The 20,557-nt window shown below is 62.4% G+C and carries 20 protein-coding genes; 3 read left to right on the top strand and 17 right to left on the bottom strand.

The genetic code is table 11. The features are described 5' to 3' along the window. Nucleotides 1-162: 162 nt before the first annotated feature. The 16 genes from AAG793_RS02515 to rpsB form a co-directional block, all read right to left on the bottom strand. Nucleotides 163-963: an RNA methyltransferase gene (locus AAG793_RS02515; RefSeq protein ID WP_341903590.1), complete on the bottom strand. Its 801-nt coding sequence runs from the start codon at nucleotides 961-963 to the stop codon at nucleotides 163-165. Next, a complete protein-coding gene (gene rnhB, locus AAG793_RS02510) occupies nucleotides 960-1,577 on the bottom strand; it encodes a ribonuclease HII (protein ID WP_341903588.1) in 618 nt (205 codons plus the stop codon). The genes AAG793_RS02515 and rnhB overlap by 4 nt, the downstream gene beginning before the upstream one ends. Then, complete coding sequence (lpxB, locus tag AAG793_RS02505) at nucleotides 1,549-2,712, bottom strand: lipid-A-disaccharide synthase (RefSeq protein ID WP_341903585.1); 1,164 nt, start codon at nucleotides 2,710-2,712, stop codon at nucleotides 1,549-1,551. Before lpxB ends, rnhB begins: the two co-directional genes overlap by 29 nt. A gap of 67 nt (nucleotides 2,713-2,779) precedes the next feature. Continuing rightward, the gene (lpxA, locus tag AAG793_RS02500; protein ID WP_341903584.1) at nucleotides 2,780-3,592 is read right to left on the bottom strand and encodes an acyl-ACP--UDP-N-acetylglucosamine O-acyltransferase; all 813 of its coding nucleotides are present in this window, start codon (nucleotides 3,590-3,592) and stop codon (nucleotides 2,780-2,782) included. A 1-nt stretch (nucleotide 3,593) separates the two neighbouring features. Continuing rightward, nucleotides 3,594-4,034, bottom strand: a complete 441-nt coding sequence (fabZ, locus tag AAG793_RS02495; protein WP_341903580.1) for a 3-hydroxyacyl-ACP dehydratase FabZ — start codon at nucleotides 4,032-4,034, stop codon at nucleotides 3,594-3,596. Continuing rightward, the gene (gene lpxD / locus AAG793_RS02490) at nucleotides 4,031-5,095 is read right to left on the bottom strand and encodes a UDP-3-O-(3-hydroxymyristoyl)glucosamine N-acyltransferase (RefSeq protein WP_341903577.1); all 1,065 of its coding nucleotides are present in this window, start codon (nucleotides 5,093-5,095) and stop codon (nucleotides 4,031-4,033) included. Before lpxD ends, fabZ begins: the two co-directional genes overlap by 4 nt. A gap of 48 nt (nucleotides 5,096-5,143) precedes the next feature. Further along, nucleotides 5,144-5,650 carry an OmpH family outer membrane protein gene (locus tag AAG793_RS02485; RefSeq protein WP_341903573.1) on the bottom strand — a complete coding sequence of 169 codons (507 nt, stop codon included), beginning with the start codon at nucleotides 5,648-5,650 and terminating at the stop codon, nucleotides 5,144-5,146. Further along, nucleotides 5,650-7,944, bottom strand: coding sequence for an outer membrane protein assembly factor BamA (gene bamA / locus AAG793_RS02480; protein WP_341903571.1), 2,295 nt, complete (start codon nucleotides 7,942-7,944; stop codon nucleotides 5,650-5,652). The genes AAG793_RS02485 and bamA overlap by 1 nt, the downstream gene beginning before the upstream one ends. Nucleotides 7,945-7,956: 12 nt before the next feature. Then, nucleotides 7,957-9,333 carry an RIP metalloprotease RseP gene (gene rseP / locus AAG793_RS02475; RefSeq protein WP_341903568.1) on the bottom strand — a complete coding sequence of 459 codons (1,377 nt, stop codon included), beginning with the start codon at nucleotides 9,331-9,333 and terminating at the stop codon, nucleotides 7,957-7,959. 1 nt (nucleotide 9,334) lies between these two features. Continuing rightward, a complete protein-coding gene (gene ispC, locus AAG793_RS02470; RefSeq protein ID WP_341903565.1) occupies nucleotides 9,335-10,522 on the bottom strand; it encodes a 1-deoxy-D-xylulose-5-phosphate reductoisomerase in 1,188 nt (395 codons plus the stop codon). Between the two features lie 53 nt (nucleotides 10,523-10,575). After that, a complete protein-coding gene (locus tag AAG793_RS02465) occupies nucleotides 10,576-11,457 on the bottom strand; it encodes a phosphatidate cytidylyltransferase (protein ID WP_341903562.1) in 882 nt (293 codons plus the stop codon). After that, nucleotides 11,457-12,197 (bottom strand): polyprenyl diphosphate synthase, encoded by a 741-nt coding sequence (gene uppS, locus AAG793_RS02460; RefSeq protein ID WP_341903559.1) that lies wholly within the window; start codon nucleotides 12,195-12,197, stop codon nucleotides 11,457-11,459. Before uppS ends, AAG793_RS02465 begins: the two co-directional genes overlap by 1 nt. Nucleotides 12,198-12,227: 30 nt before the next feature. Beyond that, a complete protein-coding gene (gene frr / locus AAG793_RS02455; RefSeq protein WP_341903557.1) occupies nucleotides 12,228-12,788 on the bottom strand; it encodes a ribosome recycling factor in 561 nt (186 codons plus the stop codon). Between the two features lie 55 nt (nucleotides 12,789-12,843). Beyond that, nucleotides 12,844-13,554, bottom strand: a complete 711-nt coding sequence (pyrH, locus tag AAG793_RS02450) for a UMP kinase (protein ID WP_341903554.1) — start codon at nucleotides 13,552-13,554, stop codon at nucleotides 12,844-12,846. A gap of 110 nt (nucleotides 13,555-13,664) precedes the next feature. Beyond that, nucleotides 13,665-14,579: a translation elongation factor Ts gene (gene tsf / locus AAG793_RS02445; RefSeq protein ID WP_341903551.1), complete on the bottom strand. Its 915-nt coding sequence runs from the start codon at nucleotides 14,577-14,579 to the stop codon at nucleotides 13,665-13,667. A gap of 136 nt (nucleotides 14,580-14,715) precedes the next feature. Then, a complete protein-coding gene (gene rpsB / locus AAG793_RS02440; protein WP_341903548.1) occupies nucleotides 14,716-15,468 on the bottom strand; it encodes a 30S ribosomal protein S2 in 753 nt (250 codons plus the stop codon). A gap of 228 nt (nucleotides 15,469-15,696) precedes the next feature. On the opposite strand from rpsB, the gene AAG793_RS02435 reads away from it, so the two are divergent. From AAG793_RS02435 to AAG793_RS02425, 3 genes are all read left to right on the top strand, one after another. Then, nucleotides 15,697-17,049, top strand: a complete 1,353-nt coding sequence (locus AAG793_RS02435) for an amidase (protein WP_341903545.1) — start codon at nucleotides 15,697-15,699, stop codon at nucleotides 17,047-17,049. A 112-nt stretch (nucleotides 17,050-17,161) separates the two neighbouring features. After that, nucleotides 17,162-18,421, top strand: a complete 1,260-nt coding sequence (locus AAG793_RS02430) for a D-amino acid dehydrogenase (RefSeq protein WP_341903542.1) — start codon at nucleotides 17,162-17,164, stop codon at nucleotides 18,419-18,421. Between the two features lie 64 nt (nucleotides 18,422-18,485). Next, on the top strand, nucleotides 18,486-19,997 hold the full coding sequence (locus tag AAG793_RS02425) for an NAD(P)H-hydrate dehydratase (protein WP_341903539.1): 1,512 nt from the start codon (nucleotides 18,486-18,488) through the stop codon (nucleotides 19,995-19,997). Nucleotides 19,998-20,000: 3 nt separating this feature from the next. Here the strand turns inward: AAG793_RS02425 and AAG793_RS02420 are convergent, their stop codons facing one another. Beyond that, the gene (locus tag AAG793_RS02420; RefSeq protein WP_341903534.1) at nucleotides 20,001-20,552 is read right to left on the bottom strand and encodes a YggT family protein; all 552 of its coding nucleotides are present in this window, start codon (nucleotides 20,550-20,552) and stop codon (nucleotides 20,001-20,003) included. Nucleotides 20,553-20,557 lie beyond the last annotated feature (5 nt).

Genomic DNA, 20,557 nt, shown 5'->3' with positions numbered 1-20,557 from the left:
GACTCCTGCAGGCTGCTTTGTGAGGGTGTGTGCTTTGTGTGCGCTCGGGCGAGGCTGTGTTTTGAAAAGCCCTTGATTATAGCCCGAGGTGCATCAGGGCTTGATGCCTTTCGTGCATGAGAGACGCGCCGGGTGCGCCGCTTTCCGCTTTACTGCAGGCAATCAGGCCGGGCTGGCCACCAGTGCGCTCGCATGCAGGCAAATCGCGGCCGCCGCAGCCACGTTGAGCGACTCCTCGCCGCCGGGCTGGTCAATCCGCACCTTCAGGGCCGCCTGCGCCATCAGGGACACGTGAACCCCCTGCCCTTCGTGCCCCATGGCCCATGCGCAGGGCATCGGAAGGGCCTTGTCGCGGAGCAGGCGGTTCAACAACTGGCCATCGTGGGAGCTGGTCACCACCAGCGGAATGCCCAACACCGACAAGGCGTCCAGGTCCACCCCTTCCACCAACCGAAGTGCGAAATGCGCTCCCATGCCGGCGCGCAGCACCTTGGGCGACCACAGCGCCGCCGAGCCCTTGAGCGCAATCACCTGCCCAAAACCGAAAGCCGCAGCGCTGCGCAGGATGGAACCAACATTGCCGGCATCCTGCACACGATCCAGAATCACCGATGCAACCAGCGGCTGCAGGGCTGGTGCAGCGGGCAAGTCAAGCACAAAGCCCATGCGCCCCGGTGATTCCAGGCTGCTGATTTCGACCATCAGCGCGTCGGCCAGCACCATATTCCTGCCTGCGGCCTGAACCCAATCCGGCTGGGCATCCCGCCACCCCGACTCGGCGTATACCGCGATGGCGGGTTGGAGGCCGCGGGCCAGTGCAGCCCGGCAAAGGTGGTCCCCCTCCAGCCACACACGCCCCTGCTTGCGGTAGGCCGTGCTGTCCTGCGACAGCTTGCGCAAATCCTTGACGACGGGGTTGTCCCGCGACGTGACGTAGATAGCATCGCGGGATGAAGTGGTCACCGCAGCACCTCGGCCACCGGCGCGAAAGACTTGCGGTGCTGCGGGCAGGCGCCGTGCTCGCGCAGGGCCGCCAGATGCGCGGCAGTGCCATAGCCCTTGTGCCCGGCAAAACCGTATTGCGGGTACTCCAGGTGAAATTCATCACACCAGCGGTCGCGGTAGACCTTGGCCAAAATCGACGCCGCCGAAATCGCAGGCACGAGGGCGTCGCCCTTGACGATGGCCTCGGCGAGGATGTCGAGCACCGGCAACCGGTTGCCGTCCACCATCACCTTGTGAGGCTTGAGGCGCAAGCCCTCCACCGCGCGTTTCATGGCCAGCATCGTGGCCTGCAGGATATTGAGCGAGTCAATCTCTTCGACGGTGGCCAATGCGATGGAACAGCACAGCGCCTTGGCGCGGATTTCGTCATAGAGCTTCTCGCGCCGCAAGGGCGTGAGCTTCTTGGAGTCCGCCAGCCCCTTGATGGGGTAGAGGTCGTCCAGAATCACCGCAGCCGCCACCACCGGCCCGGCCAACGGCCCCCGGCCTGCCTCGTCCACACCCGCCATCAGGCCGGGCACGTCCCATGACAAGGCGGTTTGCTCAGCCTTCAAGAATTTTCTGGATCGCATCGGTGGCCAATTGGGAGGTATCACGCTGCAGTTCGGCATGCAGCGCTGAAAAGCGTTTTTCGACAGCCGCTATTTTCTCAGGTGCAGACACCCGGGCATCCAGCCACTGCATCACCGCTGTCGCCAGCGCTTCAGGCGTGGCGGCGTCCTGCAACAGTTCAGGCACCACAAAATCCTGGCACAGGATGTTGGGCAGCCCGACCCAGGGCTGCAGTTTCTTGCGCCGCATGATCTGCCACGACAGCCAGTTCATGTTGTAGGCGATCACCATGGGCCGCTTGAACAGCGCCGCCTCCAGCGTCGCCGTACCGCTCGCAATCAGGGTGACGTCACACGCGGCGAGCGCCATGTGCGACTGGCCCTGCAGAATCAGCACATCAGAGTGAATACCAGCGGCGCGGGCCCTGGATTCAATGCGCTCTTTCAGTAGCGGTACAGCCGGCACAACGAACTTCGTTGAAGGCCGCTCTTTCCGGATAAGCGCCACCGCGCGGAAAAACCGGTCGGCCAGATACTGGATTTCAGACGCACGGCTGCCGGGCAACACGGCGACCACCGAATCATTAGCCGCCAGTCCCAATTGGCGACGGGCCGCGGCACGGTCCACCTGCATTGGAATCGCATTGGCCAGTGGATGCCCCACATACGTCGCTGCAATGCCGTGCCGGGCCAGCAAGGCGGGCTCAAAAGGGAAGATGCACAGCACCTGGTCCACGCTGCGGCGTATCTTCTCAACCCGGTCGGCACGCCACGCCCAGATGGACGGGCTGACGAAGTGCACTGTGGGAATGCCTGCCGCCTTCAGCGAGGCTTCCAGATCGAGGTTGAAGTCAGGCGCATCGACGCCGATGAAGAGGTCGGGCGGGCTGGCCAGCAAACGGGCCTTCAGGGCGTCGCGAATGCCGACAATCTCGCGGTAATGGCGCAGTACCTCCACATACCCGCGTACCGCCAGCTTGTCGCTGGGCCAGGCCGGCTGAAATCCGCGTGCAGCCATCTGGGGGCCGCCAATGCCTGTGGCCACCAGGTCCGGCCAGCGGGTACGCAAGCCATCAAGCAGCAGCCCGGCCAGCAAATCCCCCGAGGCCTCGCCTGCCACCATGGCAACCCGCAGGGCACGCTGCCCGGAGGTCACCCCTTGCTCAGAAGTACCGGCGCCTGTGCCTGCTGGGGTGTGAGACCCTTCAGCATTCATTGCTCGCCTAACGGACGATCCCGCGTTGCGGTGAGGTCTGCGCGAGAAAGGCGGTCATCATGTCGACGTCTGGCTGGGCTTCCGGGTGCTTTTCGACCAGCGCCACAATCTGCGTACGCGCCTGCTCCAGTGTCAGGTCTTCACGGTACAGGGCCTTGTGCATCGCCTTGACTGCAGCGATACGGTCCGGTGAAAAACCGCGACGGCGCAGGCCCTCAAAGTTCATCGAGCGGGCTTCGGCCGGTTGCCCCTGGCACATGACAAACGGCGGCAGGTCAGCGAACAACAGGGAGCACATGGCCGTCATGCTGTGGGCACCGAGCCGCACAAACTGGTGTACTACCGTGAAACCACCCAGGATCACCCAGTCCCCCACCTGCACATGGCCGGCTAGCTGGGCATTGTTGGCAAAGATGGTGTGGTTGCCGACCTGGCAGTCATGGGCCAGATGCACATAAGCCATGATCCAGTTGTCGTTGCCCACGCGGGTCACACCGGCATCGCCGGGTGATCCGATGTTGAAGGTGCAGAACTCGCGGATGGTGTTGCCGTCACCGATGACCAGCTCACACGGTTCACCCGCATACTTTTTGTCCTGCGGAATGGCGCCGAGGGAATTGAACTGGAAAATGCGGTTGTTCTGGCCAATCGTGGTGTGGCCTTCGATCACACAGTGCGCACCGATGCGGGTGCCCGCACCGATCCGCACGTGCGGCCCGATGACGGTGTAGGGCCCGACGCTGACCGAAGTGTCCAGTTCGGCCTTCGGGTCTACCAGCGCGGTGGCGTGGATTCCGGGCGTGACAACTTCCACGCTCATCTCAGGCGATGGTGCGCATGGTGCACATGAGCTCGGCTTCGCAGGCGACCACCTCACCCACGCGCGTGACGCCCTTGAACTTGAAGATGCCTGCCTTCATGCGGTCCAGAGACACGTCCATGATCAGCTGGTCGCCCGGCTCCACGGGCCGCTTGAAGCGTGCACCGTCAATGCCGGCGAAGTAATACACCGTCTTGTCATCTGGGGTGACGCCCAGTGTGTCAAATGCCAGCAAGGCCGCAGCCTGCGCCATCGCTTCGAGCATCAGCACACCCGGCATCACCGGGTGATGCGGGAAATGGCCCATGAAAAATGGCTCGTTGATGGTGACGTTCTTGAGCGCCTTGATGCGTTTTCCCTTTTCAATCTCGAGCACACGGTCCACCAGCAGGATGGGGTAACGGTGCGGCAGGGACTTGAGTATCTGGTGAATGTCCATCATGATTTTTCTGGGTTGTTCTGGAGGCGCGAGAGTGATTTTTCAGCATTTTTGAGGCGTTCCCTCAGCACGTGAAGCTGCTTGAGGGACGCTGCATTTTTTTCCCACGACACATTGTCGTCGATGGGAAAGAGCCCGGTGTACTGCCCCGGCTTGAGAATCGAACGGGTCACCACCGATGCGGCGGAAATGTGCACATGGTCGGCCAGCACAAGATGGCCAAGTACAACGGCACCGCCACCCACGGTGCAGTGCGCGCCAATCGTCGCACTGCCGGCCACGCCGGCACAACCGGCCAGCGCACTGTGTTTGCCAATGCGGACGTTGTGACCGATCTGCACCAGGTTGTCGAGCTTGACGCCATCTTCCAGTACCGTGTCTTGCAAGGCGCCTCGGTCAATGCAGGTGTTGGCGCCGATCTCAACGTCGTCACCCACCACCACCGCACCCAACTGCTCAATCTTGATCCAGCGCCCCTCATGCGGCGCAAACCCAAAACCGTCAGCGCCAATCACGGCACCAGAATGAACAATGCAGCGCTGCCCCACCCGGCAGCCGTCGGACACCGTCACACGCGGGTGCAAGCAAGTCAGGTCGCCAATCACCGCTTGATACCCAATCACGCAGTGCGCGCCAATCTGCGCGCCGTGCCCGATGACCGCCTCCGGACCGATGCAAGTGAACGCACCAATCGAAACGCCGTCACCAATCCGGGCTGATGGATCAATCACGGCACTGGGATGGATATGCGGTGCTGCCGCAGACCGGTGACTCCGCTTCCACAGCTGTGTGACCAGCGCAAACGCGTAATAAGGATCGTCGACAACAAGGCAACTGCCCCGCGCAACGGCGGCATCACGCGCAGAGCTGGCCACCAGCACACACGCGGCCCGGGAATCCGCCAGTTTGGCGGCATATTTGGGGTGACTGAGAAAGCTCAGCTGAGCTGATGTGGCCGCTTCCAGCGTGGAAAGCCCGTCGATCACCTGCTCGGGATCTCCCACCAGTTCGACCGCCATGTGGGCCGACAGGAAGCTGACTATATCGGCGAGGCGTAGCGTCACACTGCGCCTCTTGTGGTCACGCTCGCGTCGGACGTGCGCCCCACAAGCTCAGCGAGACGCGTTAAGCGCCTTGATCACCTTGTCGGTGATGTCGTGCTTGGGACTGACGTAAACCGACTCCTGAAGAATCAGGTCGTATTTTTCTGTCTCTGCCAGTGTCTTGACCACTTTGTTGGCACGTTCGATCACGAGCTGGAGCTCTTCGTTCTTGCGGGCGCTCAGGTCTTCCTGGAATTCGCGGCGCTTGGTCTGGAAGGTGCGGTCCTGCTCTACCAGCTGGCGCTGGCGCATGGTCCGCTGGCTCTCCGACAGGGTGGGCGCTTCGCGTTCGAACTTGTCAGAGTTGGTCTTGAGCAGCGTCGCCAGGTCGTTGAGCTCTTTCTCGCGCTTGCTGAACTCCTGCTCCAGCTTGGTCTGTGCAGCCTTGGCAGAGTTCGCTTCGCGGAAGATGCGATCAAGATTCACAACCCCGACCTTGAACTCCTGGGCACTCGCAGAAAACCCGGCCAGTGCCACCACAAGACCAAGGAAAACTTTGCTTGAGAAATGCTTCATTAGAAAGATGTACCGATCTGGAATTGAAACCGCTCTATTCTATCGCCTGGCTGCTTGCGCAATGGTGCAGCGATCGCCAGACGCAGTGGTCCGACAGGGGAAATCCAGCTGATACCGATACCCACAGAGGCCCGCAAGTCGTTCAACCGGTACTGCTCCCGCTCGCCAAAAACGTTACCAACATCGAAGAAGCTGTAAAGGCGCAAGGTACGGTCATTGCCGGCACCAGGGAATGGTGCGATCAACTCGGCATTGAGCGTCAGTTTCTTTGGGCCACCGACAGCGAGGGTGCCGTCACGTGGGCCCAGTGAGCCCTGCTGATAGCCCCTGACAGAGCCCAATCCGCCGGAGTAATAGTTCTTGAACAGCGGGAAAGCCAGTCCGTTGAGGCCTTTGCCCCATCCGAACTCTCCATTCAGCGCAATCGTGAACTGCTTGTTGAGGGGAATGTACTGCTGGACCTGGTAGTTCACGCGGACGAAGCGCAACTTTCCGGCGAGACCCCAGTCGCCATAGAGCCGCTGAAACCGCCCGGAGGTTGGAACCAGCGCGCTGTCGCGGTTATCACGCGACCAGCCAACGGTCAACGGGATGGAGTTGCTGCTCAAGCCAAATTGGTTGATGTATGTCTGGTAACTGCTCGGCAGGTTGTTACCGGGTACGATTTTCAGGCCTTCATACGCGGTACCGAAGTAAACCGTGTCTTCCTCGGTGAAGGGAACACCAAATCGCAGGCTGGCACCCCGCGTCTTCAGGCTGTAGTCGCCCTCCTGGCCGTTCTGGGGCTTGGAGGTGCGTTCATACACCTCGATGTTCCGCGAAATGCCATCGGCCGTGAAATAAGGGTCGATGGTACTCACGACCAACTGCCTGTTGGTCTTGCTGGTGTTGACTTCGAGGCCCAGGTAGTTGCCGCTTCCGAAAACATTCTCCTGTTTGATACCGAAAATCAGGGAAAGACTGTCAGCGCTGGAGTAACCCGCACCCAGTTGGAGGTTACCAGTCGGCTTCTCCACCACGGTCATGGTCAGATCGACCTGATCGGGCGTACCGGGCGCCTCTTGCGACTCCAGATTCACCTCGTTGAAAAAACCGAGGCGGTCCACGCGGTCTCGCGACAGTCGTATCTTGTCGCTGTCGTACCAAGACGACTCGAACTGCCGGAACTCGCGGCGAATCACCTCGTCACGGGTCCGGTTGTTGCCGGCAATATTGATGCGCCGCACATAGGCCCGACGAGAGGGTTCTGCCTGGATGACAAGGGCCACGCGGTTGTTGGTGCGGTCAATTTCAGGGACTGCATCCACCCGTGCAAATGCAAACCCAAAGGTGCCGAAATAATCGGTGAAGGCCTTGGTGGTTTCGGCCACCGTGTCTGCGTTGTAGGGCTCCCCCGGTGCAATCTTGACCAGGGTCTTGAACTCTTCTTCCTTGCCGAGGTAGTTACCGTCCAGTTTCACGCCAGACACCACAAAACGCTCGCCCTCGGTGATGTTGACCGTCACCGCAATGCTCTGCTTGTCTGGTGAAATAGCGACCTGCGTGGAATCCACGCGGAACTCCAGATAGCCGCGCTGCAGATAGTAGGCACGCAGCGTCTCGATGTCGGCATTCAGCTTGGCCCGTGAGTAACGGTCAGACTTGGTGTACCAGCTCAGCCAGCCACCGGTATCCAGATCAAAAAGATTCAGCAGTGTCGACTGGCTGAACGCCTTGTTGCCAGTGATCCGGATTTCCTTGATCTTGGCAACGTCGCCTTCGGTGACGCTGAAGGTCAGGTTGACCCGGTTGCGCTCGATGGGCGTCACCGTGGTCACAATCTCGACGCCGTAGAGGCTCTTGTTGATGTACTGGCGTTTGAGCTCCTGCTCCGCCTTGTCGGCGAGCGCCTTGTCGAACGGCTGGCCATCGGCGATGCCTGCTTCGCGAAGTGCCTTTTTCAGCACCTCCTTATCGAACTCCTTGGTTCCAACGAAGTCAACATCGGCCACCGTGGGACGCTCTTCAACGATCACCACCAGCACGTCGCCGCTGACTTCAAGACGCACGTCCTTGAAAAGACCAAGGCCAAACAGCGCGCGAATGGCGGTGGAGCCTTTCTCGTCGTTGTAGGTTTCACCGACCCGGAACGGAAGGGAGGCAAAGATCGTTCCAGGCTCGACCCGCTGAAGGCCTTCCACACGGATGTCGCGTACCGTGAAGGGGTCTACGGCCCATGCCGAGCTGGCTGCGAAAAGACTCGCGGCGATGGCACAAACAGCCCTGACCTTGAAGCGATTGAATTGTTTTTGCATGAAATGTAAGCGTTAGCCCAAATACCGGGAAACATCATTGAAAAGGGCAACGCACATCATGCCCAGCAAAACCGCAACGCCACCGCGCTGCAATCTGTCCATCCAGGCGTCAGAGACCCCGCGCCCGGTGACGAACTCCCAAAGATAATACATCAGGTGCCCACCGTCCAGAACCGGTAATGGCAGTAAATTGAGGACGCCCAGACTCACGCTCACCAGAGCCAAAAACACCAGATAAGCCGTCCAGCCGATGGTTGCGGACTTGCCCGCGTAATCGGCAATCGTCAATGGTCCACTGAGATTCTTCAGCGACGCCTCACCGATAACCATTTTCCCCATCATCTTGAGCGTGAGCACCGAGACCTGCCAGGTTTTTACAGCACCTTGCCAGAGACCGTCAAAAAAGTCATAGCGGATCTCGACGAATTCAGGCCGGGCACCCACATACGCGCCGATCCGCGCCACGCGCGCCCCACCCTCCACGCGCACCTCTGGCGTGACGTCCACCTCAAGCACCTGACCATCGCGACTGATCTGCCAGCGCTTGGGTGCGACGGTCTGTGCTGTCGAAGCTCCCTGTCCGGCCGAGGAACGGATGAGTTCGCGCAGTTGCTGCCCATCAACTACTGCCATATCGCCGATACGCTGCACCACATCACCCGCACGCAAACCGGCGCGCTCTGCAGGGCTTGCAGGCATCACATCGCCCATGACAGGCGCCGTCCATGGACCGAGCAGGCCAATCTTGCGAAACATCTGTGCATCCGCATCGGGCGATTCCATTGCACTGAGGGGCAATCGCACCTCACGCCCAGGTGCCGACTCACTGCGGCCCACCACCAGCGTCACATCGCGTGACTCCAGCGCGCCTTGCGTCAGGCGCCATCGCAAGTCCTCGAAGGAGCGAACAGGCTCAGGCTCTTCGTCATCAAAAGCCGCCTGCTGCACCACTTCCCGACCCTGCAAGCCGGCGACGTCGGCGATGGAACCCGCCACCGGGCTCGCCAGAACTGCCCTGGGCTCCTGCACGCCGCTCCAGTTCACCACAGCGTAGAGCAGCACGGCCAGCAGCAGGTTGGCTGCCGGGCCGGCCGCCACGACCGCTGCACGATATTTGAGAGGTTGGGTGTTGAACGCGAGGTGGCGCTCGGCAGGATCGACAGGCGCCTCGCGCTCGTCCAGCATCTTCACGTAGCCACCCAAAGGCAGCATGCCAATGGAGAACTCAGTGCTCTTGTTCTTCAGCCGCCAGGTGTAGATGGGCTTGCCAAAGCCGATGGAAAACTTCAGCACCTTGATGCCGCACGCCACCGCCACCCGGTAGTGCCCGTACTCATGCACGGCAATCAACACCCCCAGCGTCACCACAAAGGAAACGAGCGTCAGCATGTCAGGACTCCAGTTGTTGGGCGATGCGCGTCGCCCTCTGCCTTGCCTCGGCGTCGATAGCCAGCAGGCCGCCGAGATCGCCAGCGTCAGACAGCGTCATGGCCTCCAAAGTTGCATGGTTGACGCGGTGAATGTGGTCAAACCGGATTTTCCCCTCGAGAAAGGCAGCAACCGCCACCTCGTTGGCCGCATTGAGCACCGCCGTGCTCCCCACCGGCGCGTCCAGCACCTGCCAGGCGAGCGGCAGACCCGGAAACCGCTCGGGGTCTGGCACCTCGAAAGTCATGGTGGCCAGAGACTTGAAATCCAGCGCTTTGGCGCCGGAGGCGATGCGATCAGGCCATGCCAGCCCGTAGGCAATCGGCACGCGCATGTCGGGCGTTCCCAGCTGCGCCACCACCGAGGTGTCGTGGTACTGCACCATGGAGTGGATCACGCTCTGCGGATGAATCACGACCTCGATCTGCTCCGGGGCCAGCCCGAACAGATACTTGGCCTCGATCACCTCCAGCGCCTTGTTCATCATCGTGGCGGAGTCCACCGAGATTTTGCGTCCCATGACCCAGTTGGGGTGGGCACAGGCCTGGTCCGGCGTGATGCTGGAGAACGAGGAGGGATCGCGGGTGCGGAATGGGCCGCCTGAGGCCGTCAGGATGATCTTCTCGACCCGCTCCGCCCAGGTGGATGGGTCTTCCGGCAGTGACTGGAAAATGGCTGAATGCTCGCTGTCGATGGGCAGCAGTTGCGCCTTGCCTGATCGCACGGCCTGCATGAACACTTCGCCGCCGACCACCAGCGCCTCCTTGTTGGCGAGCAGCAGGCGTTTGCCGGCACGTGCGGCCGCCATGCAGGCGCCGAGCCCCGCGGCACCCACAATCGCCGCCATCACGGAATCCACCAGCTCATGTGAGGCGATCATCTCCAGTGCCTCGGGTGCCGACAGCACCTCGACCGATAGCTGGTTGGCCTTGACTTTCTCCGCCAACTGGCGGGCGTGAGGCTCACTCACCATCACGGCATAGCGAGGCTTGAATCGTGCGCACTGGGCCAGCATCAGGTCCACCTGGGTCGCTGCGCTGAGCGCAAACACCTCGAAGCGCTCCGGGTGTGCTGCCACCACATCCAGCGTGTTGACGCCGATGGAGCCGGTTGAACCCAGGATCGTGATGCGCTGCTTTTGAAAACTCATGGGCACTGCCTGCAGAGGGTGTGAAGGTATGGAGATATGCGGGTCTGGCGATGTCAGAAGGGCCGGAAGCTGGCCAGCATCATGGCCAGGGGAACGGCGGGCAGCAAGGCGTCCACGCGGTCCAGCACGCCGCCGTGTCCGGGCAGCAGACCGCTGGAATCCTTGACGCCGGCGCTGCGTTTGATGAGCGATTCCACGAGGTCACCCACCACGCTCATGGCCGTCAGGAAAAGCACCGCCAGCAGCATCATGGGCACACCATGCAGGGCCACCAACCGGCTGTAAAGGGTTTCCGCCGCCAGCGCCTCATGCCAGCTGCCAGTCAACGCAGCAGATGCCCCGAAACTGGTCCACGCCAGCGACAGCAGAACCACACCCATCATGCCGCCCCACACGCCTTCCCAGCTTTTGCCGGGGCTGATGGACGGTGCCAGTTTCCCGCGACTGAATCGCCCACCCAGCGCCCGCCCGGCAAAGTAGGCGGCGATATCGGCCACCCACACCAGCAGCAATATCGACAACAGGAACTGCACGCCGATCACGCGGGCCTGTGCCACAGCGAGCCAGGTCAGGCACAGCGCCAGCAGGCCGCCAATCAATCGTACGGGCGCCGGAATCAGCGGCCAGCCCACCACGCCGCGGCGCAGCAGCCAGCCACCGGCCAGCACCCAGATGGCACCGGTCACTGCCCAGACGACAGGCAGTGGTCGCGTCAGCCAACCGAGATACCAGAACGAAGCGCAAGCCAAGAAACACAAGGCCGCCAGACATACCGAGCCAGCTTGACCAAACCCGTTCAAGCGCCCCCACTCCCATCCACCGGCGGCAATCAACACCAGCGCGACCGCACAAAACGGCGTGGGCGTTTGATAGAACAGGGCGGGTAGAAGGATGGCCAGCAGCACCACAGCGGTGATGACGCGCTGCTTCAACATCAGGCAGCCTTTGTGTCGTGTCGGTCGACGGCCGGTGCCAGCTGGGCCGAGGTCTTGCCAAAGCGCCGCTCCCGACCGCGATAGGCCCCGATAGCCTCATCCAGCGCTGCCTCGTCGAATTCGGGCCAGAGCTTGTCGGAAAAATGCAGTTCTGAATAAGCCGCCTGCCACAGCAGAAAGTTGCTGATGCGCTGCTCTCCCCCGGTGCGGATGATCAGGTCGGGGTCAGGCACATGCGCCAGCGCCATCGCGCGGTCCAGCGCTTGCTCGGTGATGGGCTCTCCCCGGCTGGCCAGCTGCTGTGCCGCCTGGGCAATGTCCCAGCGACCACCGTAGTTGAAACACACGTTGAGGATCAGGCGGCTGTTGCCCGCCGTACTCAGCTCCGCTTGAGCGAGCCCCTCACGAACGCGTTCGGACAGCTGCTGGCGCTCTCCCACGAAACGCAGTTGCACGCCATTGGAGACCAGGCTGGGCACCTCGCGCGCCAGCGACATCGCCAGCAACTCCATCAGCCCCGAAACTTCGTCGGCCGGGCGATTCCAGTTCTCAGAAGAAAAGGCAAACACTGTCAGCACCGGAATGTGGCGATCGATACAGGCGCGCACGCAACGGTTCAGCGAGTCCACGCCCTGCTTGTGACCGGCAATGCGCGGCAGAAAACGGCGGGTGGCCCAGCGTCCGTTGCCATCCATCACGATGGCGATGTGGCTGGGGCCAGCAGAGGTCTGGTTGGCCATGGGTGTTCGTTCAGGCCACATGCAGTGCGGTCAAACCGCCATGATGTCTTGTTCCTTGCCAGCGACCAGCTTGTCGACCTCGGCAATGAAACGGTCTGTGAACTTCTGGATATCGTCCTGCGAGCGGCGCTCTTCGTCCTCGGAGGCCAGTTTGTCCTTCACGAGCTTCTTGATGCCATCGTTGGCATCGCGCCGGAGGTTGCGGATGGCGACCTTGGCGTGCTCGCCCTCGCTGCGCACCACCTTGGTCAGCTCCTTGCGGCGCTCTTCCGTCATGGCGGGCATCGGCACGCGAATCAATTCGCCCTGGGTGGCAGGGTTGAGGCCGAGATCCGAGTCACGGATGGCTTTCTCGATCTTGGCGCCCATGCCCTTTTCCCAAGGCGACACGCTGATGGTGCGTGCATCCAGCAACGACACATTGGCCACCTGGCTGATGGGCACCATGGAACCATAGTAGTCCACCTGCACCGTGTCGAGCAGACCCGGATTGGCGCGGCCCGTGCGGATCTTGGTCAGTCCGTTCTTGAAGGAATCGATGGACTGCTGCATCTTCTGCTGTGCGTGCTGCTTGACTTCGTTAATGCTCATTCTCAACTCTCCGGATTTTGATCAGCAAAAAAGGCCAACGGGGGCGCGCGGCGGGTCATACGTGAACCAGGGTGCCCTCGTCCTCGCCCATCACCACACGCTTGAGCGCACCATGCTTGAAGATGCTGAAGACCTTGATCGGCAGCTTCTGGTCGCGGCACAGCGCAAATGCGGTGGCATCCATCACTTCAAGGTTCTTGCCCATAGCCTCATCAAAGGTGATGTTGGTGTAACGGGTAGCCTTCGGGTCCTTCTTTGGGTCGGCGGTGTAGACACCATCGACCTTGGTCGCCTTCAGCACGATCTCGGCGCCGATTTCCGCACCTCGCAGCGCCGCAGCGGTGTCGGTGGTGAAAAACGGGTTGCCGGTACCGGCTGCGAAAATAACGACCTTGCCCTCTTCAAGGTACTGCAAAGCCTTGGGCCGGACATAGGGTTCAACCACGCGCTCGATGCCGATGGCAGACATCACGCGGGCGATCAGGCCCGCCTTGTCCATGGTGTCACCCAGCGCCAGCGCGTTCATGACAGTGGCCAGCATACCCATGTAGTCGGCCGTGGCGCGGTCCATGCCGACCGAGCCGCCCGCGACACCGCGGAAAATATTGCCGCCACCAATCACCACCGCCACCTCGACACCCATGCGGGTGACTTCGGCGATTTCCTCGACCATGCGAACGATGGTCGCACGGTTGATGCCGAAGGCATCATCCCCCATCAAAGCCTCACCTGACAGTTTTAACAAGATTCGCTTGTAGGCTGGCATGTGAGAGCTTTCCGTGGTTGATTGGTTTGAAGTTTAGCGGCCTTCCCGCAGGACTGGAATCTGGCGCACACCGGGCGCGCCTGACGCACCCGGTGGCTGGGGCAGCTTGTTCAGGCTGCCTTGGCAGCCGCCACTTGGGCAGCCACTTCAGCGGCGAAGTCGTCGACCTTCTTCTCGATGCCCTCGCCCACCACATAGAGGGTGAAGGATTTGATGGTCGTGGCTTTCTCCTTCAGCATCTGCTCGACCGTCTGCTTGTCGTTCTTCACGAAGCTCTGGTTGTACAGGCTGACTTCTTTCAGGTACTTCTGCACGCCGCCCTCGATGCGCTTGGCAACGATTTCGGCAGACTGCACTGGCTTGCCAGCAGCAGTTGCGATGGCAGCATCTTCAGCGGCCTTGGCAGCGGCAACGGAACGCTCCTTGGCGACCAGTTCGGCAGGCACATCAGCGCTGGTCAGCGACACAGGCTTCATGGCAGCCACGTGCATGGCCACATCCTTGGCAGCGGTCTCGTCGCCCTCAAACTCCACCACCACGCCAATGCGCGTGCCGTGCAGGTAAGAGGCCAGCTTGCCGCCGGTGAAGCGCTTGAATCGGCGCACGCTCATGTTCTCGCCAATCTTGCCAATCAGGCCCTTGCGCACGTCTTCCACCGTCGGGCCGAAGCCGTCGAGGGACAGCGGCATGGCGCCAATAGCTTCCACGCTGTCAGGGTTGTTCTTGACGATGCCTTCAACCACAGCCTTGGTGAAGGCCAGGAAGCTGTCGTTCTTGGTGACGAAGTCGGTTTCGCAGTTGACTTCAACCAGTGCGCCGACATCGCCTTCGCGGTGGGTTGCAACGACGCCTTCTGCCGTCACGCGGGAGGCAGCCTTGCCAGCCTTGTTGCCCAGCTTGACGCGCAGGATTTCCTCGGCCTTGTCGAAGTTGCCTTCGGCTTCGGTCAGCGCTTTCTTGCACTCCATCATTGGGGCGTCGGTCTTGGCGCGCAGTTCAGCGACCATGCTTGCGGTAATAGCCATGTGTAATTTCTCCGTTTGTCGTGTTTCACCGGTGTGATGGTTTCAGCCACCCACACCATCTCGTCAAGTTGTGAAAAAGGGGCTACGCGAGCCCCTTTTTCGCGTCAGGCGCAGCGCCATGACTGGCGCACCGTCATCAGGCGGCTGCGTTTTCCACTTCCACAAATTCGTCAGAGCTCTCGGCAGACACTGCCTTGACCACGTCATTCACGGCGTTGGCACGGCCTTCGAGGATGGCGTCTGCAATGCCCCGTGCATACAAGGCGACCGCCTTGGAGGAGTCGTCATTGCCGGGGATCACGTAGTCGATGCCGATGGGCGAGTGGTTGGAGTCGACCACGCCGATCAGGGGAATGCCCAGCTTTTTGGCTTCCAGGATCGCGATCTTGTGGAAACCCACGTCGATCACGAAGATCGCGTCTGGCAAGGCGTTCATGTCCTGAATGCCACCGATGTCTTTTTCGAGCTTCTCGATTTCGCGCTTGAAGGTCAGCTGCTCTTTCTTGCTGATGGAGTCGAGGCCGGCTTCCTGCTGGGCCTTCATTTCCTTGAGGCGCTTGATGGAGGTCTTGACCGTCTTGAAGTTGGTCAGCATGCCGCCCAACCAACGCTGGTCAACGTAAGGAACGCCAGCGCGCTTGGCTTCGGTGGCGACGATTTCGCGGGCCTGGCGCTTGGTGCCCACCATCAGGATGGTGCCGCGGTTGGCGGACAGTTGCTTGGCGAACTTCATCGCTTCCTGGTACATCGGAAGCGATTTTTCCAGGTTGATGATGTGAATACGGTTGCGGTGACCGAAGATGAACGGGGCCATCTTGGGGTTCCAGAAGCGGGTTTGGTGACCGAAATGGACGCCAGCTTCCAGCATTTCACGCATGCTTGTCGACATAGTAGTAACTCCAAAGGTTGTGTCTAAAATCAGCGCTTATCGCCTGCATGCACTGCACACATCGTGTGACTGGCCGCCGGCAACACCTTGAGTGGCTGATTCGCGATTTACCTTGCAAAAGGTTGAATCGAATGAAATCAAGTCCCGGGTAGTCCCCGATTTCATCGGCATCCGGACATCCGGCTGCACCATTCGCAAAGCCTGTCAAGTATAACACCCTTCGCACCCATGAGTCACCCCCCTGCCCCCAGCGACATTCACTCCGCCCGCGACGCCCTTGCCAGCGGAAAAACCACTGCCCGGCAGCTGGTTCGGGAGGCCTTAACTGCCGCGCACAGCGACGTCTGCCGCCATGTCTTCATGCCCGGTAGCCCCTTGGCAGAAAACGACATCCTGGCGGCGTTGCCCACCGACCCCGCCAGGCCCGACCTGCCTCTGGGGGGCATTCCGGTGTCCGTCAAGGACTTGTTCGACATGGCTGGACACCCCACGCTCGCCGGCTCCACCGTTCTCGCTGGGGCCGAGCCAGCCGCAGCCGATTGTCCAGCTGTAGCTCGCCTCAGGGCTGCAGGCGCTGCCCTCATCGGCCGCACGAACATGGTGGAATTTGCGTTTTCGGGCGTGGGCATCAACCCGCACTACGGCACGCCCGTCAACCCGGCCGACCCGCAGGTGCCCCGCATTCCCGGGGGTTCGTCGTCTGGCGCCGCCGTATCTGTGGCGGCCGGAGCGACCATGGTGGGTCTGGGCTCCGACACCGGTGGCTCAATCCGCATTCCGGCCGCCTTGTGCGGCATCGTGGGCTTCAAAGGTACCGCGCGCATGGTGCCCACCACCGGCGCCATTCCGCTGTCAACCAGCCTAGACACCGTCTGCGCCATGACGCGGTCAGTGCGCGACGCCATCACCGTCCATGAGGTGCTGACCGCACGCAAGGTCTCGCTGCCAGGCAAGCCGCTCTCTGCGATCCGCTTGGGCCTGGTACGTACGCAGATGCAGGACGGCCTCGACACCACGGTGGGTCAGGCCTTTGACCGCAGCTTGAAGCTGCTGACGGACGCCGGTGCGCACATTGAGGCCATTGAGCTCTCCGAAATCAACGAGCTTGCTGCCATCAACGCCACCGGAGGCCTCTCCGCGGCCGAAAGCCACGCCTGGCATCGCCGTTTGCTCAGCCAACACCAGAGCCAGTACGACCCGCGTGTGGCGCTGCGCATCCTGCGTGGCGCCAGCATGAGCGCAGCCGACTACATCGACCTGCTAGCCGCCCGCAAGGACTGGATCAGCCGCGTGGAGCAGCGTCTGTCAGGCTTTGACGCCATCCTCTCACCGACGGTGCCGCTGGTCGCCCCGCCAATCGCCAGCGTGATCGATGACGACACCGAGTTCTTCCGCGTCAATGGCTTGCTGCTGCGCAATACCGCGGTGGTCAACATGCTCGACGGCTGCGGCATGTCGCTGCCTTGCCATACCCCCGATCAACTCCCCGTGGGCCTGATGCTGTGGCACGCGGCCCTGCACGATGACGCGGTGCTTGATGCCTCGCTGCAGGTGGAATCGGTATTGCGTCGTTCGCTGTAAAGTCGGCGGCCCAATGCAAACCGCCTTTTTGAATGACATCAATTTCCCACGCGCCCATGACCCGTCGCCCGCAGCCACATGGCTTCTCACCTGCGTACAGAAAGGCGTCTGAATGAGAGTGGCCGTGATCGGTGCCGGCATTGTCGGCATCACGACCGCCTACGAGCTGGCACTGGATGGCCACGAGGTCACCGTCCTTGAGCGCCGCGGCGCAGCCGCTGAGGAAACCAGCTTTGCCAACGCTGGCGTCGTCGCCCCCGGCTACGTGACGCCGTGGGCTGCACCGGGCATGCCGGGCAAGGTGCTGCGGCACCTGCTGAGCCGGCATGCACCGGTCAAGCTCGCCCTGCCCCTGTCGGCACAAGACCTGCGCTGGATATGGAAGTGGTGGCGCGCCTGCCGGCTCGACACCTACCTGCTCAACCGCACGCGGATGCAGCGCCTGGCTTTCTACAGCCGGGAACGCCTGCACCACCTCACTGCCGAACTGCAGCTGGAATACGACCACAGCCCGGGCTACATGGTGCTTTTGCGATCCGCCAAAGACAGCGCACAGGTTGAGCACGGCCTGCAGGTGCTGCGCGATGCGGGCGTGACCTTCCGGCAGATCGACGCCGCCGAGGTGCTGAAGATTGAACCGGCCATCAACCCCGATACCAAGTTTCTCGGCGCGATTCACCTGCCCGATGATGAAGTCGCCAACTGCCGCCAGTTCGCCCTGCTGCTGAAAAACGAAGCCCAGCGCATCGGGGCGCGGTTTGAGTTCAACACCTCCGTCGCCCGGCTTGATCCGGCAGACCCTGGCCGGGGGGTGGTCGCGGCTGACGGATCAGTGCGTCAGTTCGACAGCGTTGTGGTGTGCGCGGGGCTGGATTCCGCCGCGCTGCTGCGCCCGTTGGGGGTGAAAATTCCGATGGCCGCCGTGTACGGCTACTCCATCAGCGCACCGATCCGCGAGCCGCTGAACGCCCCCCGCAGCGCGCTGATGGACGAGCGCTACAAGGTGGCCATCTCGCGCTTGGGCAACCGGGTGCGGGTGGCCGGCAGTGCGGAGCTGGGCGGCACGCTCGGCAACAAGCGCGGCGCGTCGATCCAGACGCTTTACAAGGTGCTGCACGACTGGTTTCCAGGCGCGGCCCAACTGTCCAACTCGGGCACCAGCGTGCAGGAATGGAAAGGCGCCCGGCCCATGCTGCCGGACGGCCCACCCCTCGTGTGCAGCGGCGGACGGCCAGGACTCTGGTTCAACCTCGGGCATGGCTCCAGCGGCTGGGCCTTGAGCTGCGGCAGCGCGCGCGCCGTCGCCGACATGGTGGGTGGACGCCGGCCAGAGATCGACATGGACGGCCTGGACTTGAGCCGATTCGCCTAACCGGCGGACCTGGGACCGGGCGACATGGCTTGGCGCAGCAGCCACGCGCGCCGACAATCGGGTCATGCAGAGAATATCCAGCGCACGGTCATGGCCGCTTCACGGCGTCGCCACCACGCGTCTCATTGAACAGGACTGCGCAGCCCAACTGCCACCTCACACGCTGATGCAGCGCGCCGGACTGGCGGCGGCCCGGCTGACACTGGCGCTGGCGCCCCACGCCCGCCACATCTGGATCGCCTGCGGACCCGGCAACAACGGCGGCGACGGCTTTGAAGCCGCCCTGCACCTGCACCGCTGGGGCAAGACCGTCACCGTCAGCTGGACCGGGCTGCATGTTGACAACAAGGTCCAGCCTGCAGACGCCGCCGCTTCCAGACGACGCGCCGAGGAGGCTGGCGTACGTATACAGAGTGAGCCACCGACCGACTTTGACGTCTGCATTGACGCCTTGCTGGGCATCGGTGGCATGCTGGATGCCTCCCGGCCCGGTTCGGCGCTGATGCTGCAATGGCTCGCGGCCATGGACCAGAGCAGTTCCGGAAGATTGTGTGTGGACGTCCCCACGGGATTGAACGCCGATACCGGCCACGATGCCGCGGCGGATCGCCCGCGCAGCCCTGGCAAGCGGGTCACCCTGAGCTTGCTGACACTTAAGCCCGGTCTTTTCACTGCCAGCGGCAGGGACTGCGCCGGGGAGGTGTGGTTCGACGATCTGGGCACGGATTCACGCCACGCCGCAGCGCCAGACGTCTGGCTGCTGGGCCATGACCGAGCCCTGCCACTGAGACGCGCTGGCGCTCGCCATGCCAGTCACAAAGGCAGCTTCGGCGATGTCGCAGTGATCGGCGGCGAATCCACCGCCACCAGCCACATGGCTGGTGCGGCGCTTCTGGCCGCCCGCGCCGCCCTGCATGCGGGGGCTGGCCGGGTGCTGGTCGCCCTGCTCGGCCAGCCGCAACTGGCGGTGGACACGGTACAGCCAGAGCTGATGTTCCGCAGCCTGCAGGCACTGGACATGTCACGGGAAGTCGTGGTGTGCGGCTGTGGCGGCGGCAATGCGGTGCGCGCGGTGCTGCCCAAGGTGCTGTCCACGGCAACCCGCTTGGTGCTGGATGCCGACGCGCTGAATGCGATTTCCGGCGACGCCTCGCTGCAAACGCTGCTGCGCGCGCGAGAACGGCGCCAATGGCAGACGGTGCTCACCCCTCATCCGCTGGAAGCGGCACGCCTCGGTGGCCTGACCTCTGCCGAGATTCAGGCTGATCGCGTGGGTGCCGCCCAGGGCCTGGCCGACCGATTCGGTTGTGTGCTGATCCTCAAGGGTTCGGGCACGGTGGTGGCAGCACCCAACCAGACGCCACACATCAACAGCAGCGGCAATGCACTGCTGGCCACAGCGGGAACCGGCGATGTGCTGGCAGGAATGGTGGGCGCGGGTCTGGCCCAGGGATTCAGCGCGTGGGACGCTGCTTGCAGCGCGGTGTTCCGGCACGGGCAGATCGCCGACCAGTGGCTGGCCCAACGGCCCGCACAGACCCTGACGGCTTCTGACCTCGCGGCACCCCAGGCCTGAACCTCAACCGAGCAGCATCAGCCCGATCTGCAGCAGCAGCAACAGCACCAGCGCAGACAAGTCCACGCCGCCGATGGTGGGGATCACCCGCCGCAGCGGTGCCAGCAGGGGCTCCGTCAGGCGGGCCAGCAAGCCATACACCGGCGAGCCCGGCTGTACCCATGACAGGATCACATAGCCGATCACCAGCACAAACGCCATCTGCAACACCACGCGAATCAGCATCCGCAGCGCAAAGCCGAGCAGCGTGACCACAGCGGTCCCGGAGAACACCGACAACAGCGCGCCCAGCAGCAGACCCCACAGGATGGTGTACACCAGCGCCAGCAGCACCGCCGCAATGACGCTGGCCCAATCGACGCGTGACTGGGCTACTGCTTTAGGCAGGACGCGGCGCAACGGCTGCACGATCCAGTCGGTCAGCGCCATCACAAAAATGCCCGGCTGACCACGCATGTTGATGCGCAGCCAGTTCATCCACGCGCGCAGCAAAGCTGCGGCGATCAGCATGAAAAACACGGTCTGCAGCAGAAAGGCCAGAATTTGCATCAGCATGACAG

Origin of the sequence: Polaromonas sp. YR568, assembly GCF_943372955.1 — a bacterium.
GTDB lineage: Bacteria > Pseudomonadota > Gammaproteobacteria > Burkholderiales > Burkholderiaceae_C > Polaromonas.
Note: the sequence above shows the minus strand (reverse complement) of the source record. Positions and strands in the feature narration are given on the sequence as shown.